General features: G+C 43.3%; 14 protein-coding genes, 6 pseudogenes and 1 riboswitch. Of the genes and pseudogenes, 14 read left to right on the top strand and 6 right to left on the bottom strand.

Going from position 1 to position 19125, the window contains the following annotated elements; translation table 11 throughout:
• Window positions 1-69: 69 nt before the first annotated feature.
• Both N4T56_RS19335 and N4T56_RS19330 read right to left on the bottom strand, forming a co-directional pair.
• The gene (locus N4T56_RS19335) at window positions 70-1989 is read right to left on the bottom strand and encodes a methyl-accepting chemotaxis protein (RefSeq protein ID WP_261734324.1); all 1920 of its coding nucleotides are present in this window, start codon (window positions 1987-1989) and stop codon (window positions 70-72) included.
• A gap of 246 nt (window positions 1990-2235) precedes the next feature.
• Window positions 2236-3885, bottom strand: a pseudogene (locus N4T56_RS19330) (electron transfer flavoprotein-ubiquinone oxidoreductase).
• A 233-nt stretch (window positions 3886-4118) separates the two neighbouring features.
• A riboswitch (molybdenum cofactor riboswitch) is annotated at window positions 4119-4251 on the top strand.
• Here N4T56_RS19330 and moaA point away from each other — a divergent pair.
• From moaA to N4T56_RS19275, 11 genes and pseudogenes are all read left to right on the top strand, one after another.
• A pseudogene (gene moaA, locus N4T56_RS19325) lies at window positions 4239-5220 on the top strand (GTP 3',8-cyclase MoaA). (Overlaps the previous riboswitch by 13 nt.)
• Window positions 5221-5333: 113 nt before the next feature.
• Window positions 5334-5765, top strand: coding sequence for a cyclic pyranopterin monophosphate synthase MoaC (gene moaC, locus N4T56_RS19320; protein ID WP_390904090.1), 432 nt, complete (start codon window positions 5334-5336; stop codon window positions 5763-5765).
• A 54-nt stretch (window positions 5766-5819) separates the two neighbouring features.
• Window positions 5820-6068: pseudogene (gene moaD, locus N4T56_RS19315) on the top strand (molybdopterin synthase sulfur carrier subunit).
• 2 nt (window positions 6069-6070) lie between these two features.
• Window positions 6071-6532, top strand: a complete 462-nt coding sequence (gene moaE, locus N4T56_RS19310; RefSeq protein WP_261734323.1) for a molybdopterin synthase catalytic subunit MoaE — start codon at window positions 6071-6073, stop codon at window positions 6530-6532.
• A 64-nt stretch (window positions 6533-6596) separates the two neighbouring features.
• Window positions 6597-7445, top strand: coding sequence for a molybdate ABC transporter substrate-binding protein (modA, locus tag N4T56_RS19305; protein WP_261734322.1), 849 nt, complete (start codon window positions 6597-6599; stop codon window positions 7443-7445).
• Window positions 7445-8122 (top strand): molybdate ABC transporter permease subunit, encoded by a 678-nt coding sequence (gene modB, locus N4T56_RS19300; RefSeq protein ID WP_261734321.1) that lies wholly within the window; start codon window positions 7445-7447, stop codon window positions 8120-8122. The genes modA and modB overlap by 1 nt, the downstream gene beginning before the upstream one ends.
• Window positions 8106-9212, top strand: coding sequence for an ABC transporter ATP-binding protein (locus N4T56_RS19295; RefSeq protein WP_261734320.1), 1107 nt, complete (start codon window positions 8106-8108; stop codon window positions 9210-9212). Before modB ends, N4T56_RS19295 begins: the two co-directional genes overlap by 17 nt.
• Before the next feature lie 196 nt (window positions 9213-9408).
• Window positions 9409-9870, top strand: coding sequence for a hypothetical protein (locus tag N4T56_RS19290; RefSeq protein ID WP_261734319.1), 462 nt, complete (start codon window positions 9409-9411; stop codon window positions 9868-9870).
• Window positions 9871-9877: 7 nt separating this feature from the next.
• Complete coding sequence (locus N4T56_RS19285) at window positions 9878-10561, top strand: response regulator transcription factor (RefSeq protein ID WP_188924769.1); 684 nt, start codon at window positions 9878-9880, stop codon at window positions 10559-10561.
• Window positions 10562-10628: 67 nt separating this feature from the next.
• Window positions 10629-11868 (top strand): annotated as a pseudogene (locus tag N4T56_RS19280) (sensor histidine kinase).
• Window positions 11869-11910: 42 nt separating this feature from the next.
• Entirely contained in the window at window positions 11911-12588 is a 678-nt protein-coding gene (locus N4T56_RS19275; protein ID WP_261734318.1) for a TIGR01621 family pseudouridine synthase, read from the top strand.
• A gap of 27 nt (window positions 12589-12615) precedes the next feature.
• Here the strand turns inward: N4T56_RS19275 and N4T56_RS19270 are convergent, their stop codons facing one another.
• On the bottom strand, window positions 12616-13746 hold the full coding sequence (locus N4T56_RS19270) for a GGDEF domain-containing protein (protein ID WP_261734317.1): 1131 nt from the start codon (window positions 13744-13746) through the stop codon (window positions 12616-12618).
• A gap of 243 nt (window positions 13747-13989) precedes the next feature.
• On the opposite strand from N4T56_RS19270, the gene N4T56_RS19265 reads away from it, so the two are divergent.
• Both N4T56_RS19265 and N4T56_RS19260 read left to right on the top strand, forming a co-directional pair.
• Window positions 13990-14163, top strand: coding sequence for a YqaE/Pmp3 family membrane protein (locus N4T56_RS19265; protein ID WP_160055483.1), 174 nt, complete (start codon window positions 13990-13992; stop codon window positions 14161-14163).
• A gap of 118 nt (window positions 14164-14281) precedes the next feature.
• Entirely contained in the window at window positions 14282-14452 is a 171-nt protein-coding gene (locus N4T56_RS19260; protein WP_188919332.1) for a DUF2986 domain-containing protein, read from the top strand.
• Between the two features lie 48 nt (window positions 14453-14500).
• On the opposite strand, the gene moeB is transcribed toward N4T56_RS19260, so the two are convergent.
• Together moeB and moeA are read right to left on the bottom strand one after the other, a co-directional pair.
• Window positions 14501-15283, bottom strand: a complete 783-nt coding sequence (gene moeB / locus N4T56_RS19255) for a molybdopterin-synthase adenylyltransferase MoeB (RefSeq protein ID WP_261734316.1) — start codon at window positions 15281-15283, stop codon at window positions 14501-14503.
• A gap of 7 nt (window positions 15284-15290) precedes the next feature.
• Entirely contained in the window at window positions 15291-16544 is a 1254-nt protein-coding gene (gene moeA, locus N4T56_RS19250; RefSeq protein ID WP_261734315.1) for a molybdopterin molybdotransferase MoeA, read from the bottom strand.
• 150 nt (window positions 16545-16694) lie between these two features.
• Here moeA and N4T56_RS19245 point away from each other — a divergent pair.
• Window positions 16695-16970 (top strand): annotated as a pseudogene (locus N4T56_RS19245) (GIY-YIG nuclease family protein); the annotation flags it as partial.
• A 100-nt stretch (window positions 16971-17070) separates the two neighbouring features.
• Here the strand turns inward: N4T56_RS19245 and N4T56_RS19240 are convergent.
• Window positions 17071-18934: pseudogene (locus N4T56_RS19240) on the bottom strand (M14 family metallopeptidase).
• Between the last annotated feature and the right edge of the window lie 191 nt (window positions 18935-19125).

The following is a 19125-nucleotide window of genomic DNA, read 5'->3' as shown; positions in this document are numbered from 1 at the left end:
ACTCAATGAGTGGCATTATTATATTTACGAGCTGTAGAGTGTTTGCTGGTTGCAAACACTCAAATGGGATCACACCTTAAATCGCGCCACCAACACATCGAGTCGGCTTGCAAGTTGGTTCAAGGCTTTACTTGCTTCAGCTGCCGCTTGTGCGGTGTCAGAGGTACGTTGAGTGATATCGTTAATTTCAGTCACATTACGGTTAATATCTTCAACCACGGTTGATTGTTCTTCAGTTGCAGCCGCGACTTGGATGTTCATATCGCTAATTTGAGCAATACGTTCACTGATGCCACTGAGTGACTGGCTGGCTTCATCGACTGCAGTAACCCCTTCTTTTGAGCGACTGCTCGATTGTGCCATGGCATTTACAGCTCGACTGGCTTCAGATTGCAGCTTATCAATCATGGTTTGTACTTCATTGGTTGATGCTGCAGTACGTGAGGCAAGGTTGCGGACCTCATCAGCAACAACGGCAAAACCACGGCCGGCTTCTCCTGCGCGAGCCGCTTCAATGGCAGCGTTGAGAGCCAGTAAGTTGGTTTGCTCAGAAATAGCACGGATCACATCTAAAATACTGCCAATTGACTTAGTATGAGTTGCAAGTGATTCAATCACTTCGCCTACCTGGGCAACATCTATAGAGAGTTGATTAATGGTTGAACGTGCACGCGTGACGACTTTTTGGCCGTCGACGGATTCTGTATCTGCATCACGAGCGGTTACAGCTGCTTGTGCGGCATTTGCAGCAATTTCGTTTACGGTGGCGCCCATTTCGTTAATGGCTGCGACAACCATCATGGTGCGATCTTTTTGCAGATGACTGTCATCTAGAGTTTGGTGTGCTTGGTTTGACACGTCAACTGCCGACGAGCCCAGTTGTTGGCTGGTCTCTGCAACTTCAATAACGGTTTGTTGGATTTTGCTAATAAAGCTATTAAACCCGCGAGCTAGTTGGGCTATTTCATCTTCGCCATTGACAGGGAGTCGTTGGCGTAAATCACCTTCGCCTTCGCCAATGTTTCTGAACATTTCAGCAACTTGAGCAATTGGGCGGCTAACAGAACCTGCAACCGCAATTGAAATGGCAATAAACACCACGGCAATTAGCACAGTCCAAATTAAAATTTGGTAAGCCGACTCTTCAAGCAAAGCAAAAACTTCTGACTCAGGTACCTGCGCAACTAAATACCAATCCATCGACTTAATGTAGCTGCTGGCAATCAGCATTTCTTCGCCGTTAACATCGGCTTTAACTAAGTTAAAATCATTTTTATTTAGCAAGCTGTTGGTATTACCGCTAGGGTATAAGTTGGCTAATGACGCTTTACCGACTTTTTGTGTGTCAGGATGAAGCTGTACTTTACCGCTGGCATCAACAAGGTAAACAAAGCCTGTGTCTTCAATTTTAAATGACGACAACAAGTTCACCATATCATCTAGCGACTTGGCTAAGCTGACCATGCCTCGGCCATTAGGTTGCTGGTGGCTCACAAACAGTTTTACTTCACCGCTGGCTTCTGTGTATACGCTTAACATGCGCTCTTTTTTACTCGCACGATAGTCAAAAAACCATGCGTCTTGCTGTTGGTTTAATATGCGTAAAAAACCATCTTGGGTGTAGTAAGCGCCAGTGTCGCGATCGGCATAAGAAGCTTGCACTAAATCGAATTGATTTTGCATGTCTTTGAGCTGAGCTACCACTAACGTTTCTTGGCTTTCAGGGCGGCCTTCTTCAAGCCATGCGCCTAACATTCGGCTGTTCGCGAGCTGTTCTGCAGCACGAATTAAACTGCTTATTTGCAGGTCGATGTCATTACGGATTTGCATGACTAAACTGGGCATTTCTGATTCAAGCATGCGCTGTTCAACCACTTGTTTGGCACTGCGCTGACTCAGTATTCCGACTAACATGGTTGAAAGCAGCACGGCAAACGCTACCGTGAGCAGGATTTTTTGTTTAATGGTAAGGGTGTTAAATGTATTCATCTACAACGGCCTCAAAAAGTATCTCTTTGTTATATCGGACACAATGGCAATAAATTAATAAGAATTTTGTATTAATCAATAATGACAAAACGGTTAATGGTGTAGGTCTTTGTGATGTTATGGGGCTAATGATAGTCGAAAAAATAAAAAAAACGCACCTATTTTTAAGTGCGTTTTTTTGACAGTAGCCAATAAATTAACGATGGGTGAACAAAGAGTTAATGGCAAATAAACATAACTTGTCGTTTACATGTTTGGATAGTTTGATCCGCCGCCGCCCTCAGGGGTTACCCAGGTAATATTCTGGCTTGGGTCTTTAATGTCACAGGTTTTACAGTGAATACAGTTTTGACCATTAATGACAAACTTTTTCTCGCCCTCATCTTCGACCACTTCATATACGCCAGCTGGACAATAACGCTGTGCAGGCTCGTCAAATTTAACTAAGTTAACCGAAATCGGAATGCTTTGGTCTTTTAAGTGTAAATGGCAGCGTTGACCTTCCTCGTGGTAGGTATTCGACAAATACACCGATGACAACTTGTCAAAACTGAGTTTGCCATCTGGTTTTGGGTAATCAATTTTGCTGTACTCGCTGGCCAATCCCATTGAAGCATAATCAGGCGTAGTATCGCGGAAGGTCACAGGGAATTTACCACCAAACCAGTTTTGGTCTATGAAGTTAAATGCCCCCCCATTAAAGTGCCAAACTTATGCAGCGCAGAGCCAAAGTTACGCGATTGATGTAGTTCTTCATGTAGCCAGCTTTCTTCAAAACGTTGCTGGAAACAGTCAAGGTCTTTACCGCCCTCTAACCCGGCAATTAGCCCTTCTCCTAAGGTTGAAGCTGCAATAATCCCGCTCTTAATCGCAGTATGGGTACCTTTAATTTTGGCAAAGTTAAGGGTGCCTGCATTACAACCGATAATTAATCCACCCGGAAAGCTCATCTTAGGCAATGAGTTTAAACCGCCTTTAGCAATGGCTCTGGCGCCGTAAGTTAGACGCTCGCCACCAGTAAGTGTCTGGGCAATAACCGGATGTGTTTTATAACGCTGAAACTCGTCAAACGGGCTTAAATGAGGGTTTTTATAGTTTAAGTCGATAATTAATCCCACAGCGACTTGATTGTCTTCCATGTGATATAAAAAACCGCCGCCAGATGAGCCATTGACTAATGGCCAACCACCAGTGTGAACCACTTTACCTTGCTGGTGTTGCTCAGCAGGAATTTTCCAAATTTCTTTAAACCCTAATCCATAATGTTGTGGGGTTTTGCCATTATTTAAATGGTATTTCTGAATAAGCTGCTTACCGAGGTGGCCTCGGCAACCTTCAGAGAACACGGTATATTTAGCGTGTAACTCCATGCCTGGCATGTAGCTGTCTTTAGGCTGGCCATCTTCATCGACGCCCATATCGCCAATTAAAATGCCTTTGACGCTGTTGTCGTCATTAAACAGCAGTTCACTGGCAGCAAAACCTGGAAAAATTTCGACACCCATGGCTTCGGCACGATTGGCTAACCAACGGGCGAGGTTGCCCACACTAATAATATAGTTGCCTTCGTTGTGCATGGTTTTAGGCACTAAACTGTTGGGCATTAAGCGTGATTTGGACTCAGAGTTGAGTAAATAAATTTCGTCGTGACTGACTTTGGTGTTGAGAGGAATATCTGAGTCGCGCCAATCATTGAATAACTCGTCCAGTACATCAGGTTGAAATACCGCGCCCGATAAAATGTGGGCGCCCACTTCAGAGCCTTTTTCTACCACACATACCGTGATGTCTTTATCGGCATCTTTTGATATCTGCATTAAACGACAAGCCGTTGCTAAACCTGCTGAAGCCTGCACCGACTATTACAACGTCGAACTCCATTGACTCGCGTTCCATGTTCTCACCTTTCAAAGTTTCCCGTTAGCGTGCGGGTTTATTGTTTTTTTATCACGATAGTTAAACGATCGTTTATCCTTTTACTCACCTTACCGCAAAATTTGCTTTTGTCACAGTGGCAAACACAATCTTATCAGCGTGAGTCGAGTCACAAATAGTTAACGATTTAGTCATTTTGAATAAGATATTCATCTAAAGGGGTATTTGTAAACCTACAAATAAGCCTATAATTAGGTCTGACGGTTCTCCGAGCTTTTTGCCCTACGTCAATGATATGGGCATTTTGCCGTGGTAATTTTGCCACCGGGGTGAGTAAAGAAATGCACTTACCTCCCACACTTGGAAAGGTTAACATGTCCCAGTTACAAGACAATTTTGGACGAAAATTTCATTATTTACGGATGTCAGTCACTGACGTTTGTAATTTCAAATGCAGCTATTGCCTGCCCGATGGCTATCGCCCTGATGGCAAACCTACTTTTTTAACGCTTAACGAAATTGAAAATCTCGTAGCGGGTTTTGCTGCTGTGGGTACGCAAAAAATTCGTATCACAGGTGGCGAGCCTACCCTTCGCAAAGACTTTACTGATATCGTGCGCATCGTTGCTGATAACCCTAATGTCAATACTGTAGCCATGACCACTAATGGTTATCGTTTACAGCAACATGCAAAAGAATGGTATGACGCAGGTTTGCGCCGTATTAACGTCTCAGTAGACAGTTTAGACCCCAAAATGTTTTACCAAATCACCGGTGAAAATAAATTCGACCAAGTGATGCGTGGTATTGATGCCGCACTTGAGGCGGGGTTTGAACGAGTCAAAATTAATGCGGTGTTATTGAAAGGCTTAAACGATAAAGATTTACCGCGCTTTTTACATTGGATTAAACACACGCCTATTGATTTGCGCTTCATTGAACTGATGGAGACAGGTCTCGGTCGTGACTATTTCAATGCCCATCATTTGGCCGGTATCGACATTAAAAAGCAGCTTGAGCAAGAAGGCTGGTTATACGATTTACCGAGTGCCGATGATGACTCCCGCACAAAACTTCAGTCACAGTGATTATCAAGGCCGTATCGGCCTGATTATGCCGTACGCCAAAAACTTTTGCGCCAGCTGTAATCGTCTTAGAGTCTCTGCCAAAGGTAAATTGCACTTGTGCTTATTTACTGAAAATGGCGTTGATTTACGCGACTTACTGCAAGATGCATCGCAACGTGATGAACTAATCACTCGTTTGCATGGCCAATTAGAGCAAAAGAAAGAAACTCACTTTCTGCATCAAGGCATTACTGGCGTGACGAAGCATCTAGCCTCTATTGGTGGTTAGTCGCCACCTTTCTTAGCTCAAATAAGTGTCGTTAACCTACAAATTCTATTTGATAAGGTATTCATATCATGAGTAATCGTTTCACCCATATTAATGCAGATGGTAATGCCCACATGGTCGATGTCACTGAAAAAGCAGTGACCGAACGCGAAGCCCGAGCTGAAGCATATATCGACATGGCCGCTGATACATTAACGATGATCATGAGCGGTAGCCACCATAAAGGTGATGTGTTTGCTACAGCTCGTATTGCCGGTATTCAAGCCGCTAAAAAGACTTCAGATCTTATTCCGTTATGCCATCCTTTAATGTTAACCAAAGTGGAAGTTGAGCTTGAGGCTCAGCCAGAACATAATCGTGTCCGTATCACTAGTTTGTGCAAATTGTCTGGTAAAACCGGTGTTGAAATGGAAGCATTAACCGCTGCATCTGTGGCTGCGCTAACCATTTACGATATGTGTAAAGCCGTGCAAAAAGATATGATTATCTCGCAGGTGCGATTACTTGAAAAACGCGGCGGAAAATCTGGCCACTTTACTGCTTAATATTGGCTAGTTAAGTTATTTATTGTCATCAAATTAATGTATTGAGAGACCACTATGATCCAAGTATTATTTTTTGCGCAAGTCCGCGAGTTACTCGGTACCGCGAAAGTGGAGCACAGTAGCGCCAATATCCATACCGCAGAAGAGCTACGTGCTGCACTGGCTGCAACCGATGATAAGTGAGCCAAAGTGCTCACTTCGGATAAGCTACTTGTTGCGGTTAATCAAACGATAAGCCAATGGGATACCCAGATAAAGGCCGGTGATGAAGTGGCATTCTTCCCTCCAGTAACAGGGGGTTAATCATGACAGTATTAACCACTGTTAGAGTGCAAACTCAGGACTTTAGCGTTGCCGACGAATATGCCTTGCTAGCCAATGACAACCAAGATGGTGCGGTAGTCAATTTTATTGGTAAAGTACGCGATTTTAATGATGGCAGCGCAGTGACCGATTTAACGTTAGAGCATTACCCAGGCATGACCGAGTCAGTATTAGATCAAATTTGCCAACAAGCACGTGAGCGCTGGCCATTAAACAAGGTGACCATTATTCACCGTGTCGGCACGATGGCGCTAGGTGAGCAGATTGTGTTTATCGGTGTAACCAGTGCTCATCGTAAGGCTGCTTTTGCTGCATGTGAGTTTTTAATTGATTTTTTAAAGACCAAAGCACCATTCTGGAAACTTGAAGCCAATGATGCTGGCAGTAAATGGGTCGAAGCTCGTGACAGTGATGAGCAAGCGGCTAAGATGTGGCAAAAATAGTGTGGCAAAAATAATCTAACTAATATTCTGCCGTTGTTTGCTCAACCAATAAGGTCAGTTATTAATGTTTTTTACTTCGTTATCTGTTTTTACTCATGGTGAGCGTTTCAAAAGCCAATGTTGCGCTATTACCTTTACACTAGTATTGGGTTTATTGAGTGTGATATTGCCGACTCATGTTGCTCAAGCTGCCGATACACCTGCCATCGCTGCCGCAGCAAATATTAAATTTGCCCTTGATGACATCGCCAAAAACTTCAAACAACAAACCGGTTTGTCTGTTCGTATCAGTTATGGCTCATCTGGCAACTTTATCACTCAAATTCAACACGGTGCCCCCTTTGAAATAATGCTCAGTGCCGATGAGTTTTATATAGAAAAATTGCATAAGGCGGGTTATACCCAAGATGCTGGAGTTATTTATGCCATCGGTCGCTTAGCACTGGCAGCACCAAAACAATCACAGTTAATTCTTGATGCTGAATTGGTGGGATTAGAGCAATTTATTACCGACGGCAAACTTAAGCGCTTTGCGATAGCGAATCCTGATCATGCTCCCTATGGTGAACGTGCCCGAGAGGTGTTAAAAGCCAAAGGGCTATGGGATGCGGTGCAACCTAAACTGATCCTGGGCGAAAACGCATCACAAGCCGCACAGTTTACCATTAGTGGTTCGACTCAAGGTGGTATCGTACCTTTGTCCTTGGTACTTGCGCCGCAATTTACTCAGTTAGCTAACCATGTGGTTATTCCTGATAATTTATACCAACCGTTAAATCAACGCATGGCATTAATGCCAAATGCTTCTGAAACCGCAACGCGCTTTTATCAATACATGCAAAGCCCACAAGCGCAAAAAGTATTAAATGAGTTTGGTTTTAACTTGCCTAAAACAACAGTGAAGCTCGACTAATGGATTGGCAAGCGCTATTGCTGTCGGTCAAACTCAGTAGCTATACTGTGTTGTTGTTAATTCCACTGGCGATCATCATAGGCAGGGGGTTAGCTTATTATCAATTTCACGGTAAATCATGGCTAGAAGCATTAATCTTAGTGCCCTTAGTTTTGCCGCCAACCGTCATTGGTTATTACTTGCTGGTGGGCTTAGGTAATCAAAGTTTCATTGGTGGACTTGCTGAGCAACTTTTTGGCCAACAGCTGGTGTTTAACTTCTCTGGGCTAGTGATAGCCTCCATTATTGTCAATATTCCCTTTGCTGTGCAGCCGATACAGCGTGCTTATGAAGCCATTCCAATTGATATTCGTGACGCAGCAGCTTGCTGTGGTATGAGCCGTATGCGGATTTTTCTTAAAGTCGAGTTACCTATGGTATGGCCTGGTGTATTGACTGCACTAGTGTTGTGCTTCTCCCATGTGTTAGGTGAATTTGGTGTGGTATTGATGCTCGGCGGTAATATTGCTGGCGAAACCAAAACGATCTCAATAGCCATTTATGACAGCGTACAAGCCTTCGACTTTGACTCCGCAGGCATGATGTCATTGGTATTGTTACTATTTGCAGTGAGTGCTCTGGCATTAACGACCAGTCTGTCGCGGCGTTTAGGAGGCCTGAATGCCACACAACGCTGATCTTGTTTGTCATATTAGCCAGGAGCTGCCCATTCCATTGGCGGCAAACTTTACCTGTAAAGCCGGTGAAGTGTTAGCGGTAGTAGAGCCTTCGGGCGGTGGTAAAACCACCTTACTAAGAATGATTGCTGGGCTAACAATCCCTAAGCAAGGGCATATTCTATGTGGTGATGCTTTATGGTTTGATTCTGCAGAGGCTGTGACGTTAACACCGCAGCAGCGCCATATTGGCTATATGCCACAACATTTTGGTCTATTTCCGCATTTGTCGGCATTAGATAATGTGATAGCAGGGCTTGACCATATCCCTAAGTCAGAACGTAAGCAGCGTGCTCTAGATTGGCTAGAGCGGGTTAATTTACATGGTTTACCGAACCGCTTTCCGGCGCAACTTTCGGGTGGTCAGCGTCAACGTGTGGCGTTGGCGCGAGCATTGGCTCGCGAGCCAGCCATTTTATTACTCGACGAGCCTTTTTCGGCGGTTGACCGTGAAACCCGCGAACGCTTGTACATTGAACTTGCAAGGTTAAAGCAACAACTGTCAATTCCAGTGGTGATGGTGACTCACGACATGCATGAGGCGTTATTGCTCGCCGATAAAATGATGTTAATTAGCCAAGGAAAAATGCTCCAACAAGGTCAACCATTTGAAGTGCTGTCGCATCCTTATGATGAAGCGGTGGCTCGCCAAATGGGATTGCGTAATATTTTTGATGGTGAAGTGGTTGAGCAAGACATTGAGCGTAACATGACCTGGTTTAAACTCGGTGAAGAGCTCATTATCAGCGACAGTGCCCCGCAGCTTACAAAGGGTCAAGCTATCCGTTGGGTTATCCCCAATCAGGGCATTCGTTTTAATGCCATCAGCAGTGGCCGATTATGCAAAAGCATCAATAAGCTTGATGTCATGATCGAGTCGGTATTGGTCATGGGCGAGTCATCACGTGTAATAGCATCTGTTATGGGTATTGGTTCTGTGCTTAATGCTGACGTGCCAACCCACTTAGTCGAAAAGTTAGGTCTGCAAAGCGGAGTGCATACCACCATCGCGTTAAAGTCTGAGCAAATTCATATCTTAAAAAACCCTTAATTCAAGTTGATTTATGCTCGAAAGCCTTGTTTTACGGTGTTTATGATCAATTATTAATCTTAGATTTCTTGGGACTTTGGCCGCTCTTAGGTAGAGTAGTGCTGTAATAAAATTTTCAATCAAATAGAGGCTAGTGATGGTTCGGTTGCTATTAGCAATATGCTTTCTTCCTTGTGCCGTGATGGCAACGCCGTCGATGCACGCTTTATTGATCAACGGTGAGTTTCTCAAACCTATTGTGGTCATGGAGCAGTTAGAACAACAAGACAAAGGCACAATATGTGACTTTGATGTTGATGTGGAAGAAGGGTTACTGGTTTACAAAATTTCTATGGTCAACGTAGAAGCGCGAGAAATCAGTCAATACCAGTACCGAGCGTTAGATGGTGTACTGTTAACCGAAAAATCATCTGCTTATAATTCTGACGATATCGGTTCTGTGAATGCCGCCAAAATGTTACAAGCTAAGCACATGACGTTTTCTGCGCTAGTCGCTTTAGCGATTGAAGATCAACAAGGATACTTAACGCAAGCGGAATTGGATCACGACTTATCTATTAGTTATCTCGAACTAAAATTACTCAATCAAGATAGTAAAAATACCATTGCTTTCGACATTGAAACCCTGCGTCCACTTCCACTGCTCAAATGGGATTAAAGACTCTATGACTAAGCGTATTTTATTGGTTGAAGATGATGCCACGACGTTAAAATATGTGGCCGACGGATTTACTGCACAAAATTACCAAGTAGACAGTGCGACTGATGGCCAAGAAGGCTTAACATTAGCCAAGCACAATCAGTACGACTTACTCATTTTAGATCGTATGTTACCTAAGCTTGATGGTTTGACGTTATTGTCAGCCTTACGCACCAGCGGTAACAAAACACCGGTACTCATTTTATCTGCATTAAGCCATGTAGATGAGCGCGTAAAAGGCTTGCGTGCTGGCGGTGATGATTACATGACCAAGCCGTTTGCATTTGCTGAGTTATTAGTGCGTGCTGAGAAACTGGTTCAACGTAATGTTATCGAGCCTGCAGCTACGGATATCGAAGTCGGTGGCCTAAAAATGGAGCTGCTAACTCGTAAAGTGACCCTCGATGAGAACGAGTTAATGCTGCAACCTAAAGAGTTTCAGTTGCTCAAATACCTCATGGAACATCCTAATCAAGTGATAAGTCGTACACTGTTGTTTGAAGCTGTATGGGATTACCACTTTGACCCTCGTACCAATGTGATTGATGTGCATATTGCAAAACTGCGTCGTAAGTTTGAAGAACTTGGACACGGTGAGTTAATTGAAACAGTAAGGGGTGCGGGTTATCGCCTCTGCAAAGGCCATTAAGCCTTATCAAAGTAGTGCGTGGCGCATCACGCTTATCTTCTCGACGTTAGTGACCATTTTAATTGTGATGTTGGTATTAAGCCTCTATCGACAGTTAGTCATTGAACAGCAAAATCAGGTAGATAAGCATCTAGCCGCCGAAATGCAGCGATATCAACAGTTAGCGTTAACCGTGAATCGCCGCAGTTTTGCGGCGCAAATTCGCGCCGCCGATCCTAAAACAGCATTAATTGCATGGCGTAACAGTGTCGACATGGTTGGGGCATTAACTTTTTTGCCTGAAAACATGCCGCAACTCCCCGAAACCAAAGACTTTCCTATTTTTACCGGTGGCTATGATAAATTACATATTTTGACCGGTGGACTGGTGATTACCCGTTACGATCCAGTATTAATTGCCACCCGTACCGACCACCTGGCAACCCTCATTGAAAAGTTTATCAACGCGGCATTTTGGGCGGTGGCTTTTACCTTAGGCTTAACGCTGGCGTTGGGGTATATTTTCTCAAAAGCCATCCTTAGACGACTGGTCGAATACAACCGTTTAAGCGAGCAAATTGAGGCCGGACATTACGAAACTCGCTTGCCCGTCAGCGACAGCCAGGATGAGTTTGATATGTTAGCTCGGCAATTTAATTTAGTGTTAGACACCCTAGAGCAAAACTTACGTGCGGTGCGGGGAGTGACTGATAATATTGCCCATGACCTTCGTACGCCGCTATCGCATTTGCGAATTGGTATTGAACAGCTCGCTGACAAACCCACCAATGAACTGGCCGATGCTAGCGCAGAGTTACTTGAAGAGTTAGACCATTGTTTAGGGACCTTTGATGCGATGTTGTCATTAACTCGAATTGAAGAAGGCCAGCAAACGCTCGATTTACAGCCGGTGAGCTTACAACAAATTTGCCAAGACTTATTTGAAATGGCCGAAGTGATTGCAGAATCTCGCGACCAGGTATTAGACATTTCACTTGAAAATGACGTGCAGATTAATGGTGACAAATACCTGTTATTCCAAGCGCTATTTAATCTGGTCGATAATGCGATTAAGTATTCACCGGTTGGTGCATCCATTTGTATTAAGCAGCGTGGCAAACATATCCAAATTAGTGATAATGACCGGGATTATTGATGAAGATAAAGAGCGAGTTTTTGACCGCCTTGTGCGTTTAGACCCGAGCCGTCATTACAAAGGAACTGGCTTGGGCTTGTCGATGGTAAAAGCCATTTTATCGCGTCATAAAGCCACTATCTCATTACACGACAATAACCCTGGGTTGTTAGTTAATATTCATTTTAAATAGTCAGCGACTCAGTCGCTGGCTTTGATTGAGTTGGATCCATTCATGTATCAACTGCTGAGCGAGCAAGATGACTTTATTGTCATAAATAAAGACCCTAATGTGCATTTTCATAGTCAAGATGGCACTGCAGGGGTTATCGCTCAAGCCGAAGCTGATTTAGGGTATAAGTTGTATCCGATTCATCGCCTAGACACTCCCACTTCAGGCTTGCTTATTGTGGCAAGAACCCCACAAGCGGCCAATGTATTTACCCAAATGTTTACCGCTCATCAAGTGCAAAAATACTATTTAGCTATCGCATTAGGTAAGCCTAAAAAGAAACAAGGTTGGATAGTCGGTGATATGGCGAAATCTCGCCGAAGTATGTACAAATTACTTCGCACTACAGACAACCCTGCTATGACGCAGTTTTTTTGTGCCAGTGTAAGTGAAGGTAAACGTGGCTATTTACTCAAACCTCTCAGTGGGAAAACCCATCAATTACGCGTTGCGCTGGCGAGTATTGGCGTGCCTATTTTAGGCGATACGCTCTACGGTAAAGATGACAGTGATCGCTGCTACTTGCATGCATATTGTGTGCATTTTAACTATTTAGGCCAGCAATATGCGTTTGAACAATTACCGCTTCACGGGGATCAGTTTGTTGATGAGTCGTTTGTTCAACTAGTTAACGAGCAATGGGATCAACCTGAGCTATTGCCTTGGCCAAGCAAACGTTAACTCATGGCATTATTCATTCTAATAATATTACTGGCTTGGCTCGACGTTGCCTGACGATGTAGATTGTTTGGTGCTAATAGTGTTACGACCATTGTTTTTGGCGATATACATAGCGTCATCAGCTAATTGTAATAATTGCTCTACACTGAGATGCGGTTTACTGGTGACATAACCGATACTTAATGACACCGAGACGGTATTTTTTTGCCACAAAATAGAGGTGTTATTAATTTTAGTTTGAATTTTTTGCGCTACGACAAGAGCATCATTATCTGCAGTTAAGGGCAAAATAATTAAAAACTCCTCACCGCCATAACGACAAATAAAATCAATTTTTCGTAACGATTCTTGCAACACTTTTGCCGTTTTTTTAATGATAAGGTCACCAGCCAGATGGCCATAGGTATCATTAATTTGTTTAAAGTGGTCTAAGTCGAGTATAAGGATGCTATAAGCTAAGCCGTTACGCTGCCATAGGGCGTCAACTTCTTCTAATTTTTTTAGCAATGCATGACGATTCCACAATCCTGTCAGTTGGTCTTTGTTTGCTAAACTGGCCACTTTGAAGACTAAGCGCGTTAATGCATTGCCATACAATACAAGATTACTTATCAGCAATAAAATGATGTAACTCCACATCACCAAAGGGGAGTTTAATTTATCTCCCGCAGATAAATTAGCTAACTTCTCAGGGTAAATAAACAGGGCAAGGGCGCGAATTAAAAATAACAACGCCATTAAAAAAAACGGTACGTTTATCAGTGCTGCATAGTAAATAGAGAGATGCTTTCTGGCTGCCTTGACGTTATCAAGCCCCGTAAAAGAGAGCAATACTGCAGCTGTGATGCTCATTAAAATCACTAAATAGACAGCGTAGCTAAGTGAAGGTGGCACCATTAGCATTAATAAGCCACAAGTTGCCAGTGTGACCAGGTCGAAGAGATAAGACACGGGCTGTTTAAACAGGTATTGGCATCCCCACCGCGCGAAAGCAAAACCTAGCAAAATAGTCATATCGGCAACGAACCAATACAAATAACTAACTTCAGTAGTGCGTTGGGTATAGAGCAAAATGCCTATGATGGTCAGTAAATTGGCAAAAGCAAAGCGCCAACTGGCTTTAGGGGCAATACGAAATACGCCAGCATACAGGCCCAAGCAATGGCACAGCTAGTGCCAATTAAGAAAAAAATTGAACAAAAATAATACTTTGGTTATCTTCCATATGACCTATTAGTATTTAACAACACACCGTGAATAAACTGCTACAGTTTCTGATCCATAGATCTTTTGTGAACTGGGTAGCAAAATGTTAGGGTAAATTCACATCATAAAAAATGATGTCAGTTACTGTTTTTATAATTGCAATCACTGAATTAAGCAAACAATTAAGGATGATAAATGGACACAAATAAGTTATTACTGGTAATTATCGCAATCTTGCTACCACCTTTAGCCGTTTTTTTGAAAAAAGGCTTAGGTAAAGATCTATTGATCAATGTGTTATTGTGCTTTTTCTTTTTTATTCCGGGCTTAATCCACGCACTTTGGGTTGTGCTACAGGAAGATCTATAACCCTTTCAAACTAATAATGGTTCTGTAAGTTGGTTAATTGCAATTACTCTATCTCAATAGAGGTTATGCGGCTTAAACGTTATAATGAGTAACTTTTCGAGTCGATGATGTGGTCAACATGAACCGTAAAAAGAAAATTAATCAAACCCTTAAGGCAAAAGCCAAAAAAGCCAATGCTAAACTGCATAGTACCAATAAGCCCGCTTACGTATCAAAAGCTGAACGTGAAAGGTTAGCACAACAAGCATTGCTTAACGGCGACGTTAATCAATGTTCTACAGAGCAGTAGAGGGACGATACCTAGCTAGCGCTTCTCGCCCTCTCACTGCAGTCGATCTTACTCGCTCTTTGGCTGTGGATTACCGCATATTTTACATTGTGGCTGCTTAGGCAGTTTTAGCGCTCTAAATTCCATTGTCATGGCATCAACCATTAACAGTTTTCCTGCCAATGGTTGTCCTAATCCGCTGATAACCTTAATGGCTTCAGTGGCTTGAATACAACCAATCATTCCTACAACCGGCGCTAAAATCCCCGATTCTACACAGGTTAATTGTTGCTCGCCAAATAACGCACTAAAGCATTGATAACAAGGAGTATCGGCTTGATAATCAAATACTGTGACTGTGCCTTCCATCCGAATTGCTGCCGCAGACACCAATGGCACTTTGTGGTCAAAACAACTTCTATTTAGCTGCTCACGCACTAATACATTGTCTGTGCAGTCAAGCACTAAACTGTGCTGGCTAACGAGCTGATTAATTTCATCGTCATCTAGCAAATTATTGATAACGTTGATGTTAATTAACGGATTAAGTTGAGCCAATGTTTGTTTGGCTGAATCAACTTTGGCCTGACCAACATTGGCATCAAAGTGCAGTACTTGACGTTGCAGATTAGACAGTTCAACACGATCAAAGTCGACTATCGTCATTTCGCCAACACCGGCAACAGCCAAGTATTGGCTTGCTGCACAGCCCAAACCGCCAGCACCAATAACTAATACTTTTGCTAACTTGAGTTTTTCTTGACCGTCGATATCCATGGCTTTAATGGAGATTTGACGGCTATAACGCAGCATTTCATTGTCGGTTAATATTTCTTGGTCTTCAGACTGCATAATTCTCCTAACACAACACGCTGTTAAAAGGTTCTACTGTTACAGTATTACCTTTGGCTAAGTCGCCTTGGAATTGCTCTAAAATCACAAAGCAATTAGCTAAGCTCATCGACGTTAACATGCCTGAACCTTGGCCTCCGGTTATGGACACTTCGAGTTCACCAGAGGTATTACGGCTTAAAATGCCACGTTGATATTCTACTCGACCAGGATGTTTACGGATGTCGGTTTGCAGTGTCGCCTGACACAATAACGGTGCCTTAGGCGTAATGCCCTGCATTTTGTTTAAAATGGGTAACACTAATTTATAAAACGTCACCATTGAAGACACAGGGTTGCCCGGTAAACCACAAAAGATTGCATTATCTATTTTACCAAAAGCAAATGGCTTACCTGGTTTGATGGCGAGCTTCCAAAAGGTGATTTGGCCTTCTTCAGATAATATTTGTTTAGTATAGTCGGCTTCGCCTACAGATACACCGCCAGATGTCAGTACCATATCCGCTTTACTGGCGGCCTCTTTAAAGGCGCCGCGTATGGCTTCTTTATCATCGGTAATAACGCCTAAATCAATCCATTCAACGTGGCTTTTGCTCAATAAACCTTGAATTGAATAACGGTTTGAATCATAAATTTGTCCGGGTGACAGCTCACTACCAACAGGGCGTAACTCATCACCAGTTGAGAAAAATGCTACTTTTAATTTACGGGTAACGCGTACTTGGTTAATCCCGATGGTGGCTAATACCCCCATTTCTGCAGCACGAATGGTGACACCCCGATGTAACACTTTAGTGCCTGCCAATAACTCTTCGCCACGACCACGCACATTGGCACCCAGTTTTTTGGGATGTACAATCATGATACTGTCGCCGTTTGCTTGAGTCTCTTCTTGCATTTGTACCGTGTCATACCCGGCAGGAACTGGGGCTCCGGTCATAATACGGATGCAAGTATTGGGCTGCACTTTGCCTTTAAAAGGATGGCCTGCAAATGAGCTGCCGATAAGGGTGAGTGTTGTTTTATCTTGTGAGAGATCTAAATCTACATAACGGAATGCATAACCGTCCATTGCTGAGTTGTCAAACGGAGGTAAATCGATGCTAGATGCTAAATCTTCTGCTAAAACGCGGTCGATGGCATTGTTCAATGTCACTAACTCAGTATCTTGGGTTGCATCGACTTGCGCTAATAATTGTTCAATGGCTTGATCTGGATGCATAAGCTTAGGTTGCGCGCAAGGGTCTTGATTGTTTGGCATCTGAACTTCCTTAATGAATACCTAAGGCACTCTTTTAGTGCCTGAGTTAAAAATGATGTTCGCTATTAATAGCGCTTAGTATGCCATGATGGTAAAAGAGTTTTATGATCATACTTAAGGTTTTTCTCGCTTATGTCACAAACTGACGCTGTTTCTTCATGGTATCTGTACATTATTCGCTGTGCTAATTCGCATTTATACACGGGGGTAACGACAGATGTCACTCGGCGCTTTGCTGAGCACCAAAGTGGTGCACCCAAAGCGGCTAAGTTTTTAAAAGGCAAAGTGCCATTAACCTTAATGTACCAAGAGACGCTTGTTGACCGTAGTTCGGCGCTTAAGCGTGAGATAGCAGTAAAAAAGTTATCTCGGTTACAAAAGCTGCAGCTGATAGACCAATTTAGCGCTAAACAACAACGCAGATAGCCGCATTTTCGATGCCGTGAGTGACGCCTTATGTTCAACCAAAGGGCACAAGCCATGCTTTTTAACTCGGCATCTGTTGTGTTTTGCTCAGTGGTGGGGCTTACTTTGCAGCGCGCAATACCGGATACATTAGATACTGATTATCATAATAAGGACTTCGCTGATAAAACCATCTCAATCTGGCTTTGCTGTCATTGGCAAAGATTGGGTCGGCTAGCGCCTGCTCAAATTCACTTTGTAATGCCGGGTTTTCTGCTAACATTTTGGCCGCAAGAGGCTCTACCGCATAGTCTTCAATGTATTCTGTACGAGTAAAAATAGTGTTGAAAAAGCCCCAATAAAATAATGAGTCTTCAGCCTGCGGCTCAAGTAATAATATGGCTAAATCGCCCAGAGGTTGGTCGGTTGCAATGCGGATTGTGCCAGTGGGTAATACAGTGGTTATTTTATGGCGACTGGTGTTAGCCGTAACTGTTTGGTGCCCTTCATAATCAGCGCTTGAAAATACAGGATCGCTAAATTGATATTGTTGGGCAACAATAGAGGTAGGCTTGGTTAATTTGGTCATACGAATGCCATGTAAAGACAAGCGTTCAATGACCTTTGTCCATTGCGGTGGAATGTAATAAGCAACAGGACGCGACACAATCACATCCGCTTTGGTGTTGGCCGTAACAGGAATATTGGCATACAACTTAGGTTCACCCGTCCAACGCACTACATCTGCCCCACTAATTGGGCTAGGTTCAATTCGATAATCAATCCCTTTAAAGTCTCGGCCTTGCGGCAATATTTCGCTTTGCCAAGTTAAGGTTATTTTACTTGGATTACGGTATTTATCTTCATAAATAGCTGATTTTAATTTGGTGCTATTTTGAGCTACCGTTTTCAGTGTTTGTTCTAGCATTACATAAGTGCCTAGTACTCTTTGCTTATAAGGTTTTAGGCTGTGATTTTCGATTAAAATTGTTGGTAAGTGGCGAGCATCACCATAACCATTGGAAAAGCGTGGGCTAGGATTCCATAATGACACGCCTTTAGCCATGTCGGCATTATCTATCGCAAACACTAATGGCACCTGGAATATGGCCTTGCTCAGTCAAGACGGCTTCTATCGCAGGGCGATAAATCGTTTCTAACCAAGTAAAGCTGCTTGGGCTGTAACCTTGCTTTACGTTGTAACCAAAGGTGACATCATATTGGTAGTCAATACCATCAGTAACGTGCACATCAATGTAAAGATCGGGTTGCCAAATATTGATGGCGCGGATCAGGTGTTGCATCTCTAGGGCATCGGCTTTGGCATAATCGCGATTTAAGTTGAGGTTATTTGCCGTGGTACGCCAACCCATATTAATTGGGCCTCGCTGATTTACGCGATTGTATTCGCTACTGCGCTCATGTGCGTCAACGCTTAATATGGGTATAAACAAAAAGTTTACGTTTTCAAGTAATGCTCTTTTGTTGCCGTGGCTAATGTCTCTTAGTAACATCATCCCAGCATCTTTGCCGTCAATTTCGCCCGAATGGATCCCCGCTTGTACTAATACCGTTGCTTTGTCGTTGTTGGATAATGCCGTAGCCGTTTCGGCACCTTCACTTGAGGCAACTATCATCCAAATGTCGCGTCCTTGAGGGCTTTTCCCTAGGTTAACTTTGTGTAATAAATCGCTACTGTCGACCAATTTATCTAACCACGCCATGGTGTCGTCATAGTTTGGTGTGCTGAGGTACCCTTGTTGTTCAAAAGGGGTTGCCCAGGGTTGATCTGCCGCCATGAGTAAGGTTTCGCTGGCACCTGACCAAGACTGAATCTGCGGTAATATGCTGTCGTTGATAAAGGTATTTGCTGGCGTGATGCTGATGAGCGATGAGGGCTGTGCTTGTTGTTCTGTCGTCGCACTGGCAGTGACGCAAAATAACAAAGGGCTGACCCATAAACTAGCAAGCAAAAAACGACGCATGAAGACCTCAACGTAATGATGTTGGGAGATAAATTGATATGACATCATAGCATTACCTCTGCGGAATATGAGGATGAAAAATAAAAAAATCCCAACTAAAAGTTGGGATTTTGTGGTTTATAAAATGCCTAGGGTCTGTTGATCTTTGCTGGTTGAATTTTGTTCGAGTTAAAAACGTGTTAATCGAGACG

This window comes from Shewanella phaeophyticola (assembly GCF_025398315.1).
GTDB classification, from domain to species: domain Bacteria; phylum Pseudomonadota; class Gammaproteobacteria; order Enterobacterales; family Shewanellaceae; genus Shewanella; species Shewanella phaeophyticola.
This window is presented reverse-complemented; position numbering and strand designations above follow the sequence as displayed.